Annotated in this window: 13 protein-coding genes; 3 read left to right on the forward strand and 10 right to left on the reverse strand. The window is 41.6% G+C overall.

Annotated features, from left to right (window positions below):
- Positions 1–41: 41 nt before the first annotated feature.
- A complete protein-coding gene (locus tag DV872_RS19290) occupies positions 42–3,029 on the reverse strand; it encodes a hypothetical protein (protein WP_114631599.1) in 2,988 nt (995 codons plus the stop codon).
- Positions 3,030–3,141: 112 nt separating this feature from the next.
- Here DV872_RS19290 and DV872_RS19295 point away from each other — a divergent pair, with 112 nt between their 5' ends.
- On the forward strand, positions 3,142–4,392 hold the full coding sequence (locus DV872_RS19295; protein WP_114631600.1) for a UPF0164 family protein: 1,251 nt from the start codon (positions 3,142–3,144) through the stop codon (positions 4,390–4,392).
- On the opposite strand, the gene DV872_RS19300 is transcribed toward DV872_RS19295, so the two are convergent.
- The gene (locus DV872_RS19300) at positions 4,374–5,066 is read right to left on the reverse strand and encodes a hypothetical protein (RefSeq protein ID WP_114631601.1); all 693 of its coding nucleotides are present in this window, start codon (positions 5,064–5,066) and stop codon (positions 4,374–4,376) included. The two genes, DV872_RS19295 and DV872_RS19300, sit on opposite strands and share 19 nt — an antisense overlap.
- A gap of 11 nt (positions 5,067–5,077) precedes the next feature.
- Positions 5,078–5,977, reverse strand: coding sequence for an ankyrin repeat domain-containing protein (locus tag DV872_RS19305; RefSeq protein ID WP_114631602.1), 900 nt, complete (start codon positions 5,975–5,977; stop codon positions 5,078–5,080).
- Positions 5,978–6,071: 94 nt separating this feature from the next.
- On the opposite strand from DV872_RS19305, the gene DV872_RS19310 reads away from it, so the two are divergent.
- Both DV872_RS19310 and DV872_RS19315 read left to right on the forward strand, forming a co-directional pair.
- Positions 6,072–7,406 carry a hypothetical protein gene (locus DV872_RS19310; protein WP_114631603.1) on the forward strand — a complete coding sequence of 445 codons (1,335 nt, stop codon included), beginning with the start codon at positions 6,072–6,074 and terminating at the stop codon, positions 7,404–7,406.
- Positions 7,403–7,888 (forward strand): 8-oxo-dGTP diphosphatase, encoded by a 486-nt coding sequence (locus tag DV872_RS19315; protein WP_114631604.1) that lies wholly within the window; start codon positions 7,403–7,405, stop codon positions 7,886–7,888. Before DV872_RS19310 ends, DV872_RS19315 begins: the two co-directional genes overlap by 4 nt.
- A gap of 3 nt (positions 7,889–7,891) precedes the next feature.
- Here DV872_RS19315 and DV872_RS19320 read toward each other — a convergent pair whose 3' ends face one another.
- The 7 genes from DV872_RS19320 to DV872_RS19350 are packed head-to-tail and all read right to left on the reverse strand — an operon-like array spanning position 7,892 to position 15,197.
- On the reverse strand, positions 7,892–8,182 hold the full coding sequence (locus DV872_RS19320; RefSeq protein WP_114631605.1) for a Trp family transcriptional regulator: 291 nt from the start codon (positions 8,180–8,182) through the stop codon (positions 7,892–7,894).
- Complete coding sequence (locus tag DV872_RS19325; RefSeq protein ID WP_114631606.1) at positions 8,175–9,575, reverse strand: sigma-54 dependent transcriptional regulator; 1,401 nt, start codon at positions 9,573–9,575, stop codon at positions 8,175–8,177. Before DV872_RS19325 ends, DV872_RS19320 begins: the two co-directional genes overlap by 8 nt.
- A gap of 1 nt (position 9,576) precedes the next feature.
- On the reverse strand, positions 9,577–10,749 hold the full coding sequence (locus DV872_RS19330) for a nitrogen regulation protein NR(II) (RefSeq protein WP_114631607.1): 1,173 nt from the start codon (positions 10,747–10,749) through the stop codon (positions 9,577–9,579).
- Complete coding sequence (locus DV872_RS19335) at positions 10,730–11,944, reverse strand: hypothetical protein (protein ID WP_158547063.1); 1,215 nt, start codon at positions 11,942–11,944, stop codon at positions 10,730–10,732. The genes DV872_RS19330 and DV872_RS19335 overlap by 20 nt, the downstream gene beginning before the upstream one ends.
- A 1-nt stretch (position 11,945) precedes the next feature.
- The gene (locus tag DV872_RS19340; protein WP_114631609.1) at positions 11,946–12,449 is read right to left on the reverse strand and encodes a CvpA family protein; all 504 of its coding nucleotides are present in this window, start codon (positions 12,447–12,449) and stop codon (positions 11,946–11,948) included.
- A complete protein-coding gene (gene murG, locus DV872_RS19345) occupies positions 12,449–13,522 on the reverse strand; it encodes an undecaprenyldiphospho-muramoylpentapeptide beta-N-acetylglucosaminyltransferase (protein ID WP_147283215.1) in 1,074 nt (357 codons plus the stop codon). The genes DV872_RS19340 and murG overlap by 1 nt, the downstream gene beginning before the upstream one ends.
- 1 nt (position 13,523) lies before the next feature.
- A complete protein-coding gene (locus DV872_RS19350; protein ID WP_158547064.1) occupies positions 13,524–15,197 on the reverse strand; it encodes a DNA adenine methylase in 1,674 nt (557 codons plus the stop codon).
- Between the last annotated feature and the right edge of the window lie 455 nt (positions 15,198–15,652).

Genomic DNA, 15,652 nt, shown 5'->3' on the forward strand with positions numbered 1-15,652 from the left:
GCAAAGAATGAGTAAATACAAAATATAAAAGGGTCTCAGCTTCAGAATTTTGATTCAAGTCTCCTTTTAAGATCCTGTAACGGAGGATAAGAAGCTGTTTTCTTATCCTTTAGCAGCTGTTGAACAATGGCATAAGCTTCGAAATACTCGCCATTGATATACTTATCTTCTGCAGATTTAAAACGAGCGTTATCTGATGATGATAACACAATTGCTGTCTGTCCACCTGCATCAAGCTGAATTCTGTCCTTTAATTCTATAGCATCCTGATTTTCAGGATTAAGTTCAATAGCCCTGTCGAGCTGCGTCAGAGCCACAGGGAATTGAGAACGTACATTCCCTTCTACAATCACATATGCTTTCTCATAAAGATTTTTACTCTCGGCCAGTGCTTTCAGGTCTGGCGGCGGTATTCTTATTCCAAGAATAATTTCAGCATCATAGATAGCTTTTTTCATGCCCGGGTAATCAGACTGTATGGCCGAGAGGTCCTTCAGGTCTATATATGCAGTATCCGTTTCAGTATTTATCTTGCTCACCGCAGATTTGAACTTTTCATCAAATGTAATTTTAAAAAGTTCCGGATCCTTAAGCTGCTGTATCTTCAGCTTGAGAACACTGGCCTGCTGGTTCAGAGGCATGGGGATAAGTATCTCATTGAGGTTCTGATCTGCACGATTCAGAAATTCAAAGCCCTCCTCTTTTTCACCGGCGGCTATCTTAGTACTGCCGGCTTCAAAGTTTGCATAGGCCAGATTGATAAACTGTGTCATTTCACCATAAAGAGGTTCTGTCTCTTCAATGGTACGTCCTGATTCTACCGAAAGTGCGGCTCTCACAAGGTTAAGCCAATAGTTGATTTCGTTGTTTTCATCGGTATTTGTGGTGTACCAGCGATTTTCAGCTCTTAAAAGCACAATTTCACTCTGCCCATAGAGTCCCTGAAGGTAGAGGCTTTTACCCTTATTTACATTTTCACGTACGAATTTGATTACTTCTTTATTCTCTTCAAGGAGAATCTGCTCCTGAAGCTCGGCTACCCGTGAATCTATACTTGCACGGCTTATGATCGCTTCATTGAAGGAGAGGGCCTGTACAAAGAGTTCCTGGGCAGTAGTCAGCTGCTGTGTTGCCTGTGAAAAGTCTTTTCTTGCCAATGCTTCCTGGGCTCTTTTAAAACGAAACTCACCCTCACCCAGGTAACGTCCCGCACTGGCAATACTCTGGTCGGCTTTTCTCTGCTCACGGGTATAGTCACGAAGCTGATCTTCAAGATTCAGGATAAGAGCCTCGGCACGGCCTATGTACAGGGCCATAGCAGCCTGCTGGGGTATTTCATTTCTAATCGTTTGATAACGGCTTTTGAACCTTGAAGCCTGTTGAGACAGATTAATGTTCTTCTCCTTAAGATCTTCCAAAATGGAAAAACTCTCTTCAGGGAAAACAAATAGAATGCTGCGGTCACCCTCTTGTGCTCCTTCTGGAGGAATCCCTGCCAGGAGAGTCAGAGAACGGTCCAGAGAACTCTTCATCCCCAAATATTCTCTTTCAAGGGGGAGAATCTCCAGATCCGCAGAATCAAGGGCCAGCTGTCCGTCAAAGTTTCTGTAACCATCAATACCCTGGTCAATTCTGATGTTAAACTCTGAATTTTCAACTGCGGCGAAATTGTCTGTATAAAGAACATCATTGTTATAGGCAGATATAAAATCATTCCATTCTTCTTTAACAGGAATCATTGCATCCAGTTCCCTGGACAAGGTCTGCCTACGTTGTGTCATCTCAATCAGATTCTGATCATCATACTCTTTATAATTGCCAAGAGCTTCCTGATAGAAGCTCAGACGTGAATTGGATATGGCCTTTCTGTTCTGTATCCTGCTGTTTTCCAGCTTATGATACTCCCTGTGTAAAAGCTCTTCAGCATATGGATGGAGTCCTAATCCTTCATCTGTATTTAATCTGGAGGACCAGAGTTCTCCAATCTCTATGGATCTCCCGGCCCAGTATTCAGCTTCATCAAAACTGGATTGCGCCAGAGCCCATTGCTGCTGTTCATATTCACTTTCAGCTTTTCTTATCAGAGTTTCAGTCTTTTGAGTCAAAGCGCTCTGAATAGGCATGACAGTGCTGTCCCAGTATTTGTCATAGGCCCTGATTAAACCTTCTTCAAACCTGGTTTCAAGGCGTCCGAAAATTATTCTGTTTGCAAAACTGAGAAAAAAGTCTTCTCTGTAATTTTCATTGATCTCAGCTAGAAGTTTATTCTGCTTATCAAAAACATAGGCAGCCTTCCAAAGAGTATTTCTCATATCAGAAAAATGATTAATATCACTGATAAGATCTTCAACGAGAGCTGTATTATCCTGAATTGAACTGCTGATTTCTGCGGCTGAGTGTTTACTTAAAAGATTATAACTATTTACAAATTCGTCAAGAGAACTAAGAAGACTTTCCAGGTTTGCGTCAACTGGTCCCTTTATGAGATCACCATAGTCTCTCTCATTGTAGGTTCTCTTATGAAGTTCAAAACCGGTTTTATAAATTGTAGCTGCCGTATTGTAGTTACCTTCATCAATCTGAACCAATGCACGGTCCATTATTTCGTTGAACAGGAGCTTGAAATAGATAAGTTCTGCGGAAATTCTGGCTGTACTGAGAGATTCTGAAGTCGCTTCGTTGGGGTTTTTGTCAAGCTCTTCAAGTTCACTGATAATTTCCAGACCTCTCTCATAATCATTCTCTTCAAAGAGTACACGGATCAGCTCTTCATATTTTGCATTGAATTCTTCTTTTTTTTCCCTGATTTCCTGTATGAGTTTCTGTGCATGGTCCATCTCTTCAGGATCTTCTTTGACAATCTCTACGAGGAGGTTGATTGCAGCGTTAAAGTCGTATATTTCTATCAGCCGTTCTACTTCACGATATTTCTGACCTCTTCTCAGATCTTTGCCCTGAGCAAAAAGTGCTGAACTCAGCAGGAGTATAATACAGGCTATGATTACAATCTTCTTATTTATTACAGTCAAGTAAACCCTTCAGATCACCGAAATTATCAACAGACTTTATATCTTATAACATTATCGGCAAGATGGGGACGAATCTGGATAAAAGCTCTATTCAAAGGTATAATATAGTTGGATGAAAAAAGGCATAATAATACTCTTTACATTATTATCAATCTCGAGACTCTCTGCAGGGAATGCTGCGTCTACTACTTATGCCAATTTCAGCGACATTTTCGGCATAGATCCCAATGCAGGTACAAACTCATTTCTAACGCTTCTAATTCCATCGGGCGGTAAATATGAAGGCATGGGAACAGCGTTTACAGCTATGAGTCTTGATTCCGGATTTCTCGATGCAAATCCTGCGGGAAGTTCCTTTATAAAAAACTCAGAACTGACTTTTTTTCATAATAACTGGATTGCTGATACAAACCTGGAGAGTGTAACTTATACATCGCGCTGGGAGGATTTCGGTATAGGAATTGGCGGGAAGTTTCTTTACCTTCCCTTTACAGGGATAGATGACTGGGGAGACAGAGCCCAGAATGGTGATGGATCATATTCCTCGGGTTACTATACAGAAACTGTTATGACTCTGAATGCAGCCTATACCTTTCTGGATAATTACTACTATCACGGGCTTGCTCTCGGTGCTAATGTTAAGATGGCGTATCGGGGAGTTCCCTATTCCATTGCTCCTGATCAGTCAGCCGTAGCAGTAATGGCCGATATCGGAATACAGACAAAATTCAATGTATTGAAGTTTTTCAGTTCAAGAGATAAAAACTTTGCCTTCGGGTTTGTGGTCAAAAACCTCGGTTCCGAGTTTATTACGGATCCCGATCCACTGCCTTCTATGATTTCTACGGGAATAGCCTATTCTCCCATCAGGCCCATGACATGGGCCTTTGATGTAAATATTCCCTTTAACCTTGATGGTTCCAAGGCTGAAAAAGTAAGCTATGCTGTCGGTCTTGATCTGGGGCTGACAAGTTTTCTTTCCGTACAATCAGGATTTCAGATTAAAACAGGTCTTCCCCGATTCAGTGTAGGATCATCACTTGATCTTGAGAAATTCTCAGTTACAGCCAATTATACTTTGGATTTGACTACTCAGGTATCATCTCTGGACCGTTTCAGTCTTGCTCTGAAACTTAACCTGGGTGACTTTGGACGTATGACCCGTGTTGAACGTTCTCAGCTGCTGTATTTGCAGGGACTTGAGGAATATGCTAATGGTGATATCAGTCAGGCAATTGCCTATTGGGAAGAGAGTCTTGAAGTAAGGCCGGATTTTACACCGGCCGAACAGATGATTGAGACAGCCAGAAAAACTCTTGAGCTGAATCAGGTTATTGAAGAGAATCAGACCATTGATGAATGATATTTCATAAAAGATCTGATCTGTTTACTCAATTCATTCAGTTCTCCAGGGAACTTTCTGTTTTTGCTGAACCTTGTTTTCTTCCTGTATTTATCTACAGATTTGACAAATTTAAGAAGATTTTTCTTCTCTGATGTGAAAAATACAGGAACAGCACCTGAGTCAAGAAGCTTTTTAAGCTCCCCCCCGTTCATATCCGCCAGTTTCTCAAGGTAAAGTTCTATCTGCTTCAGATATTCCATCTGTTCCATAGTTATGCTGGAGAGCTCTTGTTCCAGTTCTACTTTTTTATGTATTACTTTTTCTGACTGGTATTCCTGATTCTTGAGTCTGTACCATGCAAGAGCGGCAAGCAGGAGAGACAGAACAATCTCATCCACCATAGGGAGGGGGTCACGAATGACATAGGATAGGAAGTAAAAGGATACAAGGAAAACCCCTGCAGCCATCAGCAGGTGGATGATAAAACGGGAATCGTTAATCCAGTTGTTTACGGCAGTTTCAATTCCTGCTTTCATTTCTGTTTTAATAAAGCTGTTGTCTTCTTCGTTAAGGCCTGATCCATAACAGACACGAATATCCTCCTCCTCAAGAGCATCTATGAAATTTTTATCTTCATGCTCCGAAAGATAGAGTGTGTGGTCCTTCCATTTGAGAAAAAATATATCTTTCAAGTAAAATCTCCCTATTCAGAAGCCGGAGGCATCTTATCAAGTATTGTGTTTTTCTGATAAAGCCTGGCATATTTGCGGGCGGATAGACCCATTGAATCTTCCTGATCACAGTCGGCTCCTGCCTCTATCAGAATCTCAGCACAGCCAGTGTGACCGTTGCCGGTCGCCAGGACCAGTGCTGTCTGCCCGCTTTTACTCTTTATATCAAGGGAGGCACCCTTGTCAATGAAAAACTGGACTAAATCTTCATGTCCTTCTGAGGCGGCATCCATCAGGGGGGTGTTATTTCTGTCCAGACTGATAATGTTTATATCTGCACCGGCATCAAAGAGAATCTCTGCAATTGATCTATAACCGTGTCTGGCAGCCAGTGCCATAAGGGATACCTGATCGGAAGAGAGTTTGTTCACTTCATAACCGGCTTCAAGAAAAACACCCGTGAGAAAACGGTCACCATCTTCAATTGCCTTTGCAAAATTCTGATGATTGTGTTCCTTCATTTTATCTTCGAGAGTATCAAGGGCCTGGTTTTCCTTCAGCTGTTTATTCCATAAAGGCATTCTTTCTTTGATCGTATTGATCAGCGTTTTGAAATCAAGACATATAATAAAATCATTAAGCCAGGATGGAGCGCAGCCTCCGGGAGCGTAAATAATAATGTTTTCATGTACCAGCTGACTGTATCCGACGACAAATGAGAGCCACTGTTTTGAGAAATCTTCATTGTCTGGAATCAGCAGGTAGAAGGATGTTGATGATAGAACCTGCTTAAGAGCAGGCATTGAATCTTCCAGAGTAGTTTTTTCTGAAAAAAGTAGAGTTTGATATTCGATGAAGAATTCATCAAACGCTATTCTTAAGTGAGGCAGTTCTGTTTTATTCTTCTCAGAACAGAACACAGAAAATTTCATATATACTCATTTACTCCCGTTAGATACAATTACTCAGTATCAAAATCGGTTTACTGTAGCCAAAGCTTTAAACCTTTTGCTAATATAGTGTCATATGAGTAAAGAAAATGATGAACCGCGTGTTTCTGATGAAATTGTGTCTGATGAAGGAAGATTAAACAACTTTCTCACAGAGCTTGTAAATTCTCAGGACAATAAACTTCTGAACACTGAGGATGTGGATGCTCTCCTGCAGAAGTATATGCTTACTCCTGAGGATATAGATAAGTTGACAATGCTTATCGACAGACATCTCAACAGAGCGCTGGATTACAAAAAAAACGAAAGATGGGACAGTGCCATAGTAGAAACTGAAAGGGCCCTTCTCTTCTCTCCACTTGATAATGAAGTTCGTCTTGATCTTGCTGAGCTTTTTATGAAAAGAAGTTTTCAGTATGGTTATCTTCAAAAAGATCTGGACCGCGCCGGCCGGGAAGCCAGTGACATTCTAACTCTGGAACCTGAAAACAGAGCAGCCAAAAAGTTTCTTAAAGAGCTAAAACAACTTAAGCAGATGCTTCGGGGGACCCAGCATAACCGCAGGATTATCCCGCTGATATTTATTGTCATTATCATTCTCGGGGCAGCGCTCTACCCGCAGATAAGAAAGCGTTTCAATTTCCTTTCACTGAATAATACAGCTATGCAGAGTTCTTCTCCCCTTGATTATGTTCCTCCATGGGAGACAAGGGAGCTGAATTATGAAAAAAGCTCTTCATTGAAAGAGAGTTTTAAAATGGATTTAATGGAAACTACTCTTATTCGTGAATCACCTTCGGGCACTCCTGCATTGAGTATTGCCGGGTATCTGGAAGCAGTCAAAGATGACTACAGCAGACTTGAGCTGGAAGTATTCAGATCTGATGACAACAGTTCTGTTGGAACAATAACAGTTATTGATGAAGGGGACGCCCCTCTTAGAAGTGGTGAGACAGAGAGTTTCCATGATTATATGTATTTTAACGATGACATTGAACAGCTGAAGTCTGTTTATATTGGAATCAGTGAGCAAGTAAGCTACAGAGAACAGGAGAACAGTGAGTGGTCTGAAGAGATTCTTCATAATGAAACTCCCCTGCCTAATGGAGTTTTTCTGGATGCCGAAAGCCGTTTTATTTCACAGATTGAGGGTTACGACCGCAATTATTACTTTTATGATTTGAGAATTAATAATAAGAGTAATACAGCTTTATCCACTCTGGATTTTACTCTTCAGTGGCGTGATAACGATGGAGCTGTCAAGTCTGAGCAGATTCTATCTCTCTCCGATCACAAGGCATTGCCTGTTAAGGCTCAGTCTCTGTGGAATAACAGAATTATGTTTGATTTACAGAAGGACAACAATAAAGGCGATATGAGCGTTTTACTAAAGGAAGTTATTAAAGAATGAAAGTCAGCGATGTAGACTGGAAGAACTGGGTACCCACGGAAGATGCGGTTATCACATATATTCTTAAGGGTAATGAGGTTTTGCTTATTCATAAGAAAACAGGATTGGGTGCGGGTAAAGTCAATGCTCCCGGAGGGCATATCGAGGAAGGAGAGGCTCCTTTAGAGGCGGCTGTCCGGGAAACTATTGAAGAAGTAGGACTGATAACAAGCAATCTTCAATACTCCGGCGAACTTTTTTTTCATTTTCTTGACGGTTTACAGCTTAAAGGAACGGTATATCTATGCAGTGATTTCAAGGGTGAGATGATTGAGACTGATGAAGCTCTCCCTTTCTGGTGCCCATTGGAAGAGATCCCCTGGGACAGAATGTGGGAAGATGATATCCATTGGCTTCCAAGAGCCTTGAAAGGTGAAAAGTTTAGCGGTCGCTTTGTATTCGAAAAAGAAAAAATGCTGGATAGCGAGATAGCTTTCGACTGATTCTCAGTCTTCGAGCTGGCTGTACAGATCTATCATGGACTTGAAGGAGGAGTTTTCTTTTTTCAATTCCCTGGATCCTCTTGTTATCTTACAGAGACTCAAGCCGAGTTTTTCGGCAATTTTTCTTTGAGACATCCCTTCTGTTATCAGTTTAACCAGCGCCCAGCGTGAGGCCACCTCCTTGATCTCATTGGGAGTCAGCAGGCTGCACAGAAAATCTTCAATCAGTGCTGTATCATTACTTTCTGCCAGTACTGCTGACAGTTCTTTTATTGCTTTTTTGCTTTCATCCATCGGGTTCCTCCTGCTTGGATGTTTTCAGAAATTCATCTTCCATTCCAAAATCATGAATCTTTCTATGTAAGGTCTTGCGCCCTATTCCGAGGATTTCGGCGCATTTGCTTTTATTCCCCTGTGCAAAATTAAGGGTGGACCGGATAATCAGTTTCTCTGCCTCAGCCATATTCGTCCCCATGGGGATTCGTATGGATCCTTCATCCTCAGCGGATGCTGAGATATCAGGAGGCAGATCATGTGCCAGAATAAAGTGACCTTTACACATCACAACAGCACTCTCCATACAGTTTCTAAGCTCTCTTATATTACCGGGCCAGGAATAATTATACAAAGCCATCGCGGCCTTATTGTCAATCCCTTCTATCTGCTTGGAGTTTTCTTCTGAAAATTCTTTCAGAAAGGCGGTAGCCAGCAGAGGTATGTCATCTTTTCTCTCTCTGAGGGGGGGAATATGGATATTAACAACATTGAGACGGTAATAGAGGTCTTCCCTGAAATTTCCGGCTGCTATCTCGGCCTTTAGATCACGATTTGTGGCAGCCACGATTCTACTGTCTATTGTCAGCGGTTCTGTACCACCTACCCGTTCGAATTCCCGTTCCTGCAGAACTCTTAATATCTTGATCTGTACGGACTGATTTATTTCACCGATTTCATCAAGGAAAATAGATCCTCCATCGGAGAGTTCAAAACGACCTTTTCTTAGGCTTGAGGCCCCTGTAAAAGACCCTTTTTCATGACCGAAAAGTTCACTTTCAAGGAGTGATTCACTTAATGCAGCACAATGTACTTTGATGAAAGGCTTATCCTTTCTCTGTGAGTAATCGTGTATGGCATCAGCAACCAGCTCCTTACCTACACCGCTTTCTCCTGTGATCAGAACTGAGGCTTTGGTTGAGGCCACCTGCTGTATCAGTTCCTGAATTTTCTGCATCTGAAGGCTCTTGCCGATAAACTTACTCTTGTTTCTTCGGCTTTCGAGTTTTTTAACCTCTTCCTGCAGTTCTCTGTGCTTTATTACAAGTTCTCTTGAGGATAGAGCACGTTTGACCAGCAGTGACAGTCGGTCGAGATTCAGGGGTTTTGTCAGGAAATCGTAAGCACCGTCACGCATGGCATTTACAGCATTTTCAACTGTGCCGTGTCCTGTAAGGATTATTACCGGAACTGTGGGATAGGACGTACTGACTTTTTTCAGAAGCTCCTCGCCCGAAACTTTCGGCATTCTCAGGTCTGTTAAAATCAGGTCAATTTCGATTTTAACCATCATCTTCATGGCTTCACTGCCGTCTTCGGCAGTAAATACCTCATATCCATCTAACTTAAGAGCTTTTGCCAAGCCTTCGCGGATATTTTTTTCATCGTCTACAACAAGAATATTGAATTTCAATTTATTCACCATCCCAGACTAAAAGTTTTTTGTCGGTCTGTGGAACAGGTAAAAGTATAATAAAGGTAGTTCCTTCTCCCTCTTTTGACATTACACGAATTTCACCTCCGTGCTCTTTTATCACTTTATATACCATGGTGAGGCCCAGACCGGAGCCGTTGTCCTTGGTGGTGAAGTAAGGTTCAAATATTTTTGATGTCATTTCACGGGGAATACCGATCCCGCTGTCTTTTATCCTGATATTTACAAAATTATCCTTAAGTTGAGTACTGATATGGAGGGACCCGCCATCAGGCATGGCTGCAAGTGCATTTTTAATTATATTAAGGAAAGCCTGTTTCATCAGATTTTCATCAAGATTCAGTAATGGAAGATTCTGAGCCGGCATCTCTTTCAACTCAATTCCCGCCTCCTGCAGTTCGTACTGAACAAAAGTAACAAGTTCCTGAATCAGGGAATTGATATTCATCGGGGCCTGATGTGTATCCATGGGACGGACAGCAAACAGATAGTCCACCACGATGGAGTTGAGACGTTCAACTTCTTCACTGATAATGGAAAGATATTCTTCAAGATCAGTTTTGTACTCTACACAGTCAGTCTTCAGGGTTTTCTGCATAAGCTGCAGGTGTATGCTGATGCTCCCAAGGGGGTTCTTTATCTCATGGGCTACACTTGCAGCCATGGTCGTCATGGAAGCAAGGCTTTCGGCTCTTCTGTGTCTGGCCTCTTCAAGTCTTTTATCAGTAACATCTTCAACGTAGATGAAATCTCCCTGAATCCGTCCTTCATTAACCACCGGCATTACTCCTACAGCCAGTGTAATGTCTCTATTCAGCGTTTCCAGAGTGAAGTCTCTTGGTTTAACGCTGTCAAAATCCAGAAGAGAATCTTGTACAAATTTTGAAATATCCTTATCCAGGATCGCTTCCCATACCTTCAACTTCTCAAAACCACTCTGCTGCAGGGGAAGCATACGGCGAACAGGTCTATTTATAAACTGAATAAAGTGATCTGATTTGGCAACAATCACACCATATGGAAGAGAAGAGATAACATTCTCAAGGAGTTCAATATCCTTAACTTCCTCAGCCAGGACATCAATGAGATTCTTTATCTGACCTTCATTAAGTTTCGGAAGGGACTCTATCGCTTTATTTACAAAATGCCTCATACTTCTCTCTTACGTTATAAAATAAGCTTTCTAGAAGAAAAAGAGAACTCTGATTATAAATTTGTGAATTTGATAAGCATTTATTAATTTCAATCTGAATTTCATTTACAAGCTGCTGACCCTGTACCGTAGAAATGAGATCAGGATCTTCTACATATCTCAGACGCAGTTCATCACTTAAAAGTCTTAGAAACCTCTTTAAATCTTCCTTACTCTTGTTCTTGTCAAAATATAGAAAAAGATCATCCAGGTCGCGTATGGATGCTCCGGTAAAACAACTGTCCATAAAGAGTCTGATATGTGCGCTTATGAAGTTGTAGTCTGTATCTGACCAGCTCTGAAAAAATTGATTAAGGCTGAGGCTGCTCTCCTCATGACGAAATAGTTTTTCCAATATGAGCCGTGAAGTATCGGCTGAACGAGGTGTAAATTCAAAATTCCTGACTCTTGACCGTATGGTCTGGATAATACTGCCCTTACGATCTGTTATGAGGATGAAAGAAACATGGGGGGGCGGTTCTTCCAATATCTTCAGAAGTGAGTTGGCAGAGCCTTCAAGGAGGGTATCAGCTTTCTCAATGATGACAATTTTAGCCTTGCCGCTGGATGTCCTATGGGCCCATTTACTTATGTTTCTTATCTGATCTATAGGTGTTGTAGCAGGAACTGCTGGAATAAGAGTTCTAATCTGATTAGTAATATCATCCAGATATTTTTTTAATGCATTTTCTTCCATAAGCTCTTTTTCAGGATCGAGCTGTTCAAGCAGTTCGCTTACTGAGCTAAGGGTTCCGCTGTATTTACTGAGCTTCTTTTCCTGGCCTTCCCAGATGACAGGTTCAAAGCGCTTAAGAAGCTTACGGACATTCCTGATAAACATATATACTGAAAAATTAGCACGGCTTCGGTTCAGAAGTTCGGCAGAGGCTTTAATCTCTTCGAGGAAATACCGTCTCCCCAGCAGGAGCAGATCGGGATTGTTCATTACTCTGTGATCACGGCAGGATCGGCAGTTACAGTCCCATGGAGCATTTTCGGTATTGCATGAAATAGCTCTGGCAAGTTCAAGAGCAGCAGTCATCTTTCCACTGTAGTCTTCACCGCTGAACAGAAGTGAATGAGGAAGTCTTGCCTGCTGTATCCCTGTATTAAGCTGTTTTTTTATGCTGTCCTGACCAATTAGATTTTCAAACAAATTACAGACTCCCTGATGATAACTTTTCCAGGATATGCTCCGCAGGTTTATCCAGAGCCGGGAGGAAACGCTCTATATAGGGGAGCAGTTTTGATGAGACTGTCCAGTTGCCAAGATCAATAATTTCCTGAAAATCAATTAGATAAACAATCAGAAAGCAGATTAGAAGACCTTCAAGGATTCCCAAAAAAAATCCGAGCAGTTTATCTACACTCTCAAAGGGTGTTTCATTAATTAAAAATACGATTGCCTTCTTTAAAAGCATAAAAAGAATGAACGCGGCTGCAAATATGCAGACAAAGGATATGAGAGTCGCCGATTCTCCAAGGGATGAACGTGCCTGAATCCAGTCGGTTCCATCGGGGTAGAAAACTGCTGCAAGCAGAAGGCTGATCAATAATGCAGCCAGGGAAATCAGTTCCTGTACCATGCCTCTGAAGGCACCGCGAAGGGATGAAATTATGATAATCGCTAAAAACAGAATATCCAGAATACCCAAATCCATTATGACTCCTTGATCAGATAAGACACTATAACATCTTCGGCTTTCTTTTTCATAAAACCTGCGCAATTATCTTTCATACGTTCTAATTTCTCATTGTTATCTGCAAGCTCTATCAGCAGATCTCTGATCTGAAAAGATTCCGGGTTTTCGTCTTCAATAACGATTGCCATTTCTCTTTTTCTCAGCATCTCAGCATTAAGAATCTGGTCTCCCCTGCTTCCTGCACGCAGAGGTATCAGGATGGAAGGTGTAGCGCTTACAGCAAGCTCCCAGAGAGTCCCTGCACCCGAGCGTGCTACAGCGATATCCGCTCTTCTGAGGAGAGCGGGGAGTTCTTCATTAAGATAGGGGACAGGATAGTAATGTTCTGATGTATTGTCTTCTTTAAACAGTTCATCACCCATCTGGTGAATAATCGTATATCGGGAACATAGTTCACTTAGAGATTCGAGTATCAGTTCATTGATCTGACTGGCTCCGGAGCTTCCTCCGAGAACCATCAGAAGAGGACGCTCCCCTATCCTTTTTTCCCATATGTCGGGCAGTTTCTGATTTTTGTCAAAAAACTCTTCACGCACAGGATTGCCGGATACGACTATTTTTTCTGAATTACCACCCAGATAGGAACGACTCTCTTCATAGGCTAGAAAGGTGTTACGTGTCATCTTATGATTGATCCTGGTCGCCAGACCGGGTACAACATCAGAATCATGGGTATAACAGGGAATCTTCAGGATATATCCGGCTGTAAGAGGAGGTACAGAAACAAAACCCCCTTTTGAGAATATAAGAACTGGTTTTATTTTATTCAGGATTCTGAGTGATTGAAAAAAGCCCAGTTTAATACGGAATATATCTGTAAAATTTTTCAATGAAAAATAACGTCTGAGTTTACCTGTACTGATTCCTCTGTATTCAATTCCCCAGGACTGGACAATTCTTTTTTCGATACCCCTGTGAGAGCCTATCCAGAGAATACGGTATCCCTGATCCTGTAGTTTTTTTATAATTGGAAGTGCAGGATAGACATGACCGCCTGTCCCTCCACCGGTAAATACAATAGTTTTTTTCATATTATTCTTCAAACCTTTTTTCTGCCTGTATTTTAATCTGATCCAGTTCTCTGTCAATGGAGCTCATGTCATGTTTCATGCGCAGATTATCCAGCTGAGTCAGGATTTCTCTATATTCTGCCTTTGTCTTTTTATGGGCCAGCATCCTGATGCGTCTTGGAAGCTCTTTTTTTAAAATAGCGGGCTGAGGTCCTGATTTTTCAATGATGCTGAATATCTGTTTTAACTCCTCCGTCCTGCTTTTACATGCACAGCTTTCCAGAAGATAAAGCAGTTTTTTAAGTGAAGAAGAGGACCAGTTTTTCAGATTACTTTCAATTGTCAGGAAGAGGGATTGTTTCAGATTCAGCCTCAGGGGATTCCCACTGTAAATAAGGTTTATTTCACACCCTGTTAAATCTCCGAATGCCTGGGCAAGAGAATTGATTTTATACACTTTCTTTTCCATAAGAGCCAACTCTCTGAGGAGAAGAATCTTTCTGATTTTATTCCTTGAATATGTATTTGAAGGGAGTCCTGTATCTACCGCCATTACAAATTCTATATTGCTGTGCAGGCGGTGATTACTCTGACGGCCGCCCCTGTATTTTGTATATTCATTGCTGATAATGCTTATTTTTCCTTTCTCTTCACAAATATTCATCATTGTTTCAAAAGGGATAACACCATCATTGCTGTAACTGATGAGAATCCGTTTGGATCTTGTGTTCTTCAGTAACTCTGAGAAAGCTTCGGAGGCCTTGTTTTTATAACAGTAGGAGGATCTGGTTTTAATCCAGTCTTTTCTGATTGCGGCTTTCTCCTTGAGAATACCCTTCTCATTAAGAATCATGGGTGCCGGAATTTTATCCCAGAGGGCAATCGTATTGAGTATATGATAGTTGCTGCCGTACTGATGCTGATTATAGGGAGGATCCATGTAAGTGACATCCGCATCAGGTAATTCGTCTGATCGTACCAGGTCATTTGCATCTGTGCGGAATACCCTGGCTGGAGCCGCATTTTCAGGAAGTACAGGATATGGGAGTTCAATTGTCTTGAGAATCCTCTGAAGGGCATCCTTTCCATGTCCTCCGAATCCTTTATGAAAAGCCTTGAATACTCCTGATGTATTTGTATGCCTTGAACACTCTCCCAGAAGAAGGCCGATAAGCAGATTTCTTATCTTCAGCTTGTCTCCAGTGGAATCAGGGGGAAAGTTATACTCAATATAATTTCTGATTGCATCAATACGCAATGCATTCTCCCTGGTGTAAAAAAGGCGTTCCACCCTGTAATCGGCTTTCTGGATATCTTCATCAGAAGGTGAATAATAGAGAGACATGTAGCGCTCTTCCTCGGCCGGCATAGAAAGATTATTTATCTCATTAAGCAATTCCTGTAGTGAATTACTGCTGCCGAAGAGATTGGGAATATCATTTTGATTTAATGTCAGGTGGGATTCACCGAGTATTCGTGAATATTCCTCCCAGTCATTGGAATAGACCTGATAGCCCATCAATCTTGCCAGACGGGACACAACACCCGAGCCGGCAAACATATCTGTAAACACAGCCTGCTCGCTGTTGTCTCTGCTTTTCTGAAGTGCCTGATGTATCAGAGGAAGGAGACGACGTTTATTACCGATATATGTGATAAGCTGTTCTTTGAGATAGGCTTCATTAAGTATGCTCAAATGGAAGAGATCCTCCGGAATAGTAGTCTTTCAGGCTTTATACACATTACAACAGCCGGAGAAAATAATCCACAAAAAACATGAAGTAGACCTTGATTTTCTGTAACAATGGTTTAGAATTATAAGTGAGTAAAGAGTAAGGGGGATATATGAAAAACCTACCGCCTAAAACATCTTGCCGGATGAGTCCGGCGCCATTGATTATTAAAATAAATAGTCTGACTTTTTAAGCAGATATATAAATATGAGACAGCATAGTATTATGCGTCCAGTTGGAGACAGCATAGGAATGTGCGTCCACATAGCCGGTGTTAGCCGGCTATTTTTATTTAGTGCGCCCAGCAGGGTGCATCCACTTGGGAGTGAAAGTCTCCTGCAGACCCGATAGGGGGAACTGCTAGCTGAACAGCAAGGGTGTCCATTGTGAGGTGGAATCTGAAGGAAGCTGAACGCAA

It is taken from the genome of Oceanispirochaeta sp. M1 (assembly GCF_003346715.1).
Taxonomy (GTDB): domain Bacteria; phylum Spirochaetota; class Spirochaetia; order DSM-2461; family DSM-2461; genus Oceanispirochaeta.

Excerpts from the sequence above, each read along its gene's own strand:
- DV872_RS19330 (WP_114631607.1), bottom strand. The coding sequence starts at position 10,749 with ATGAGGCATTTTGTAAATAAAGCGATAGAGTCCCTTCCGAAACTTAAT.
- DV872_RS19305 (WP_114631602.1), bottom strand. The coding sequence starts at position 5,977 with ATGAAATTTTCTGTGTTCTGTTCTGAGAAGAATAAAACAGAACTGCCT.
- DV872_RS19315 (WP_114631604.1), top strand. The coding sequence starts at position 7,403 with ATGAAAGTCAGCGATGTAGACTGGAAGAACTGGGTACCCACGGAAGAT.
- DV872_RS19340 (WP_114631609.1), bottom strand. The coding sequence starts at position 12,449 with ATGGATTTGGGTATTCTGGATATTCTGTTTTTAGCGATTATCATAATT.
- DV872_RS19310 (WP_114631603.1), top strand. The coding sequence starts at position 6,072 with ATGAGTAAAGAAAATGATGAACCGCGTGTTTCTGATGAAATTGTGTCT.
- murG (WP_147283215.1), bottom strand. The coding sequence starts at position 13,522 with ATGAAAAAAACTATTGTATTTACCGGTGGAGGGACAGGCGGTCATGTC.
- DV872_RS19320 (WP_114631605.1), bottom strand. The coding sequence starts at position 8,182 with ATGGATGAAAGCAAAAAAGCAATAAAAGAACTGTCAGCAGTACTGGCA.
- DV872_RS19295 (WP_114631600.1), top strand. The coding sequence starts at position 3,142 with ATGAAAAAAGGCATAATAATACTCTTTACATTATTATCAATCTCGAGA.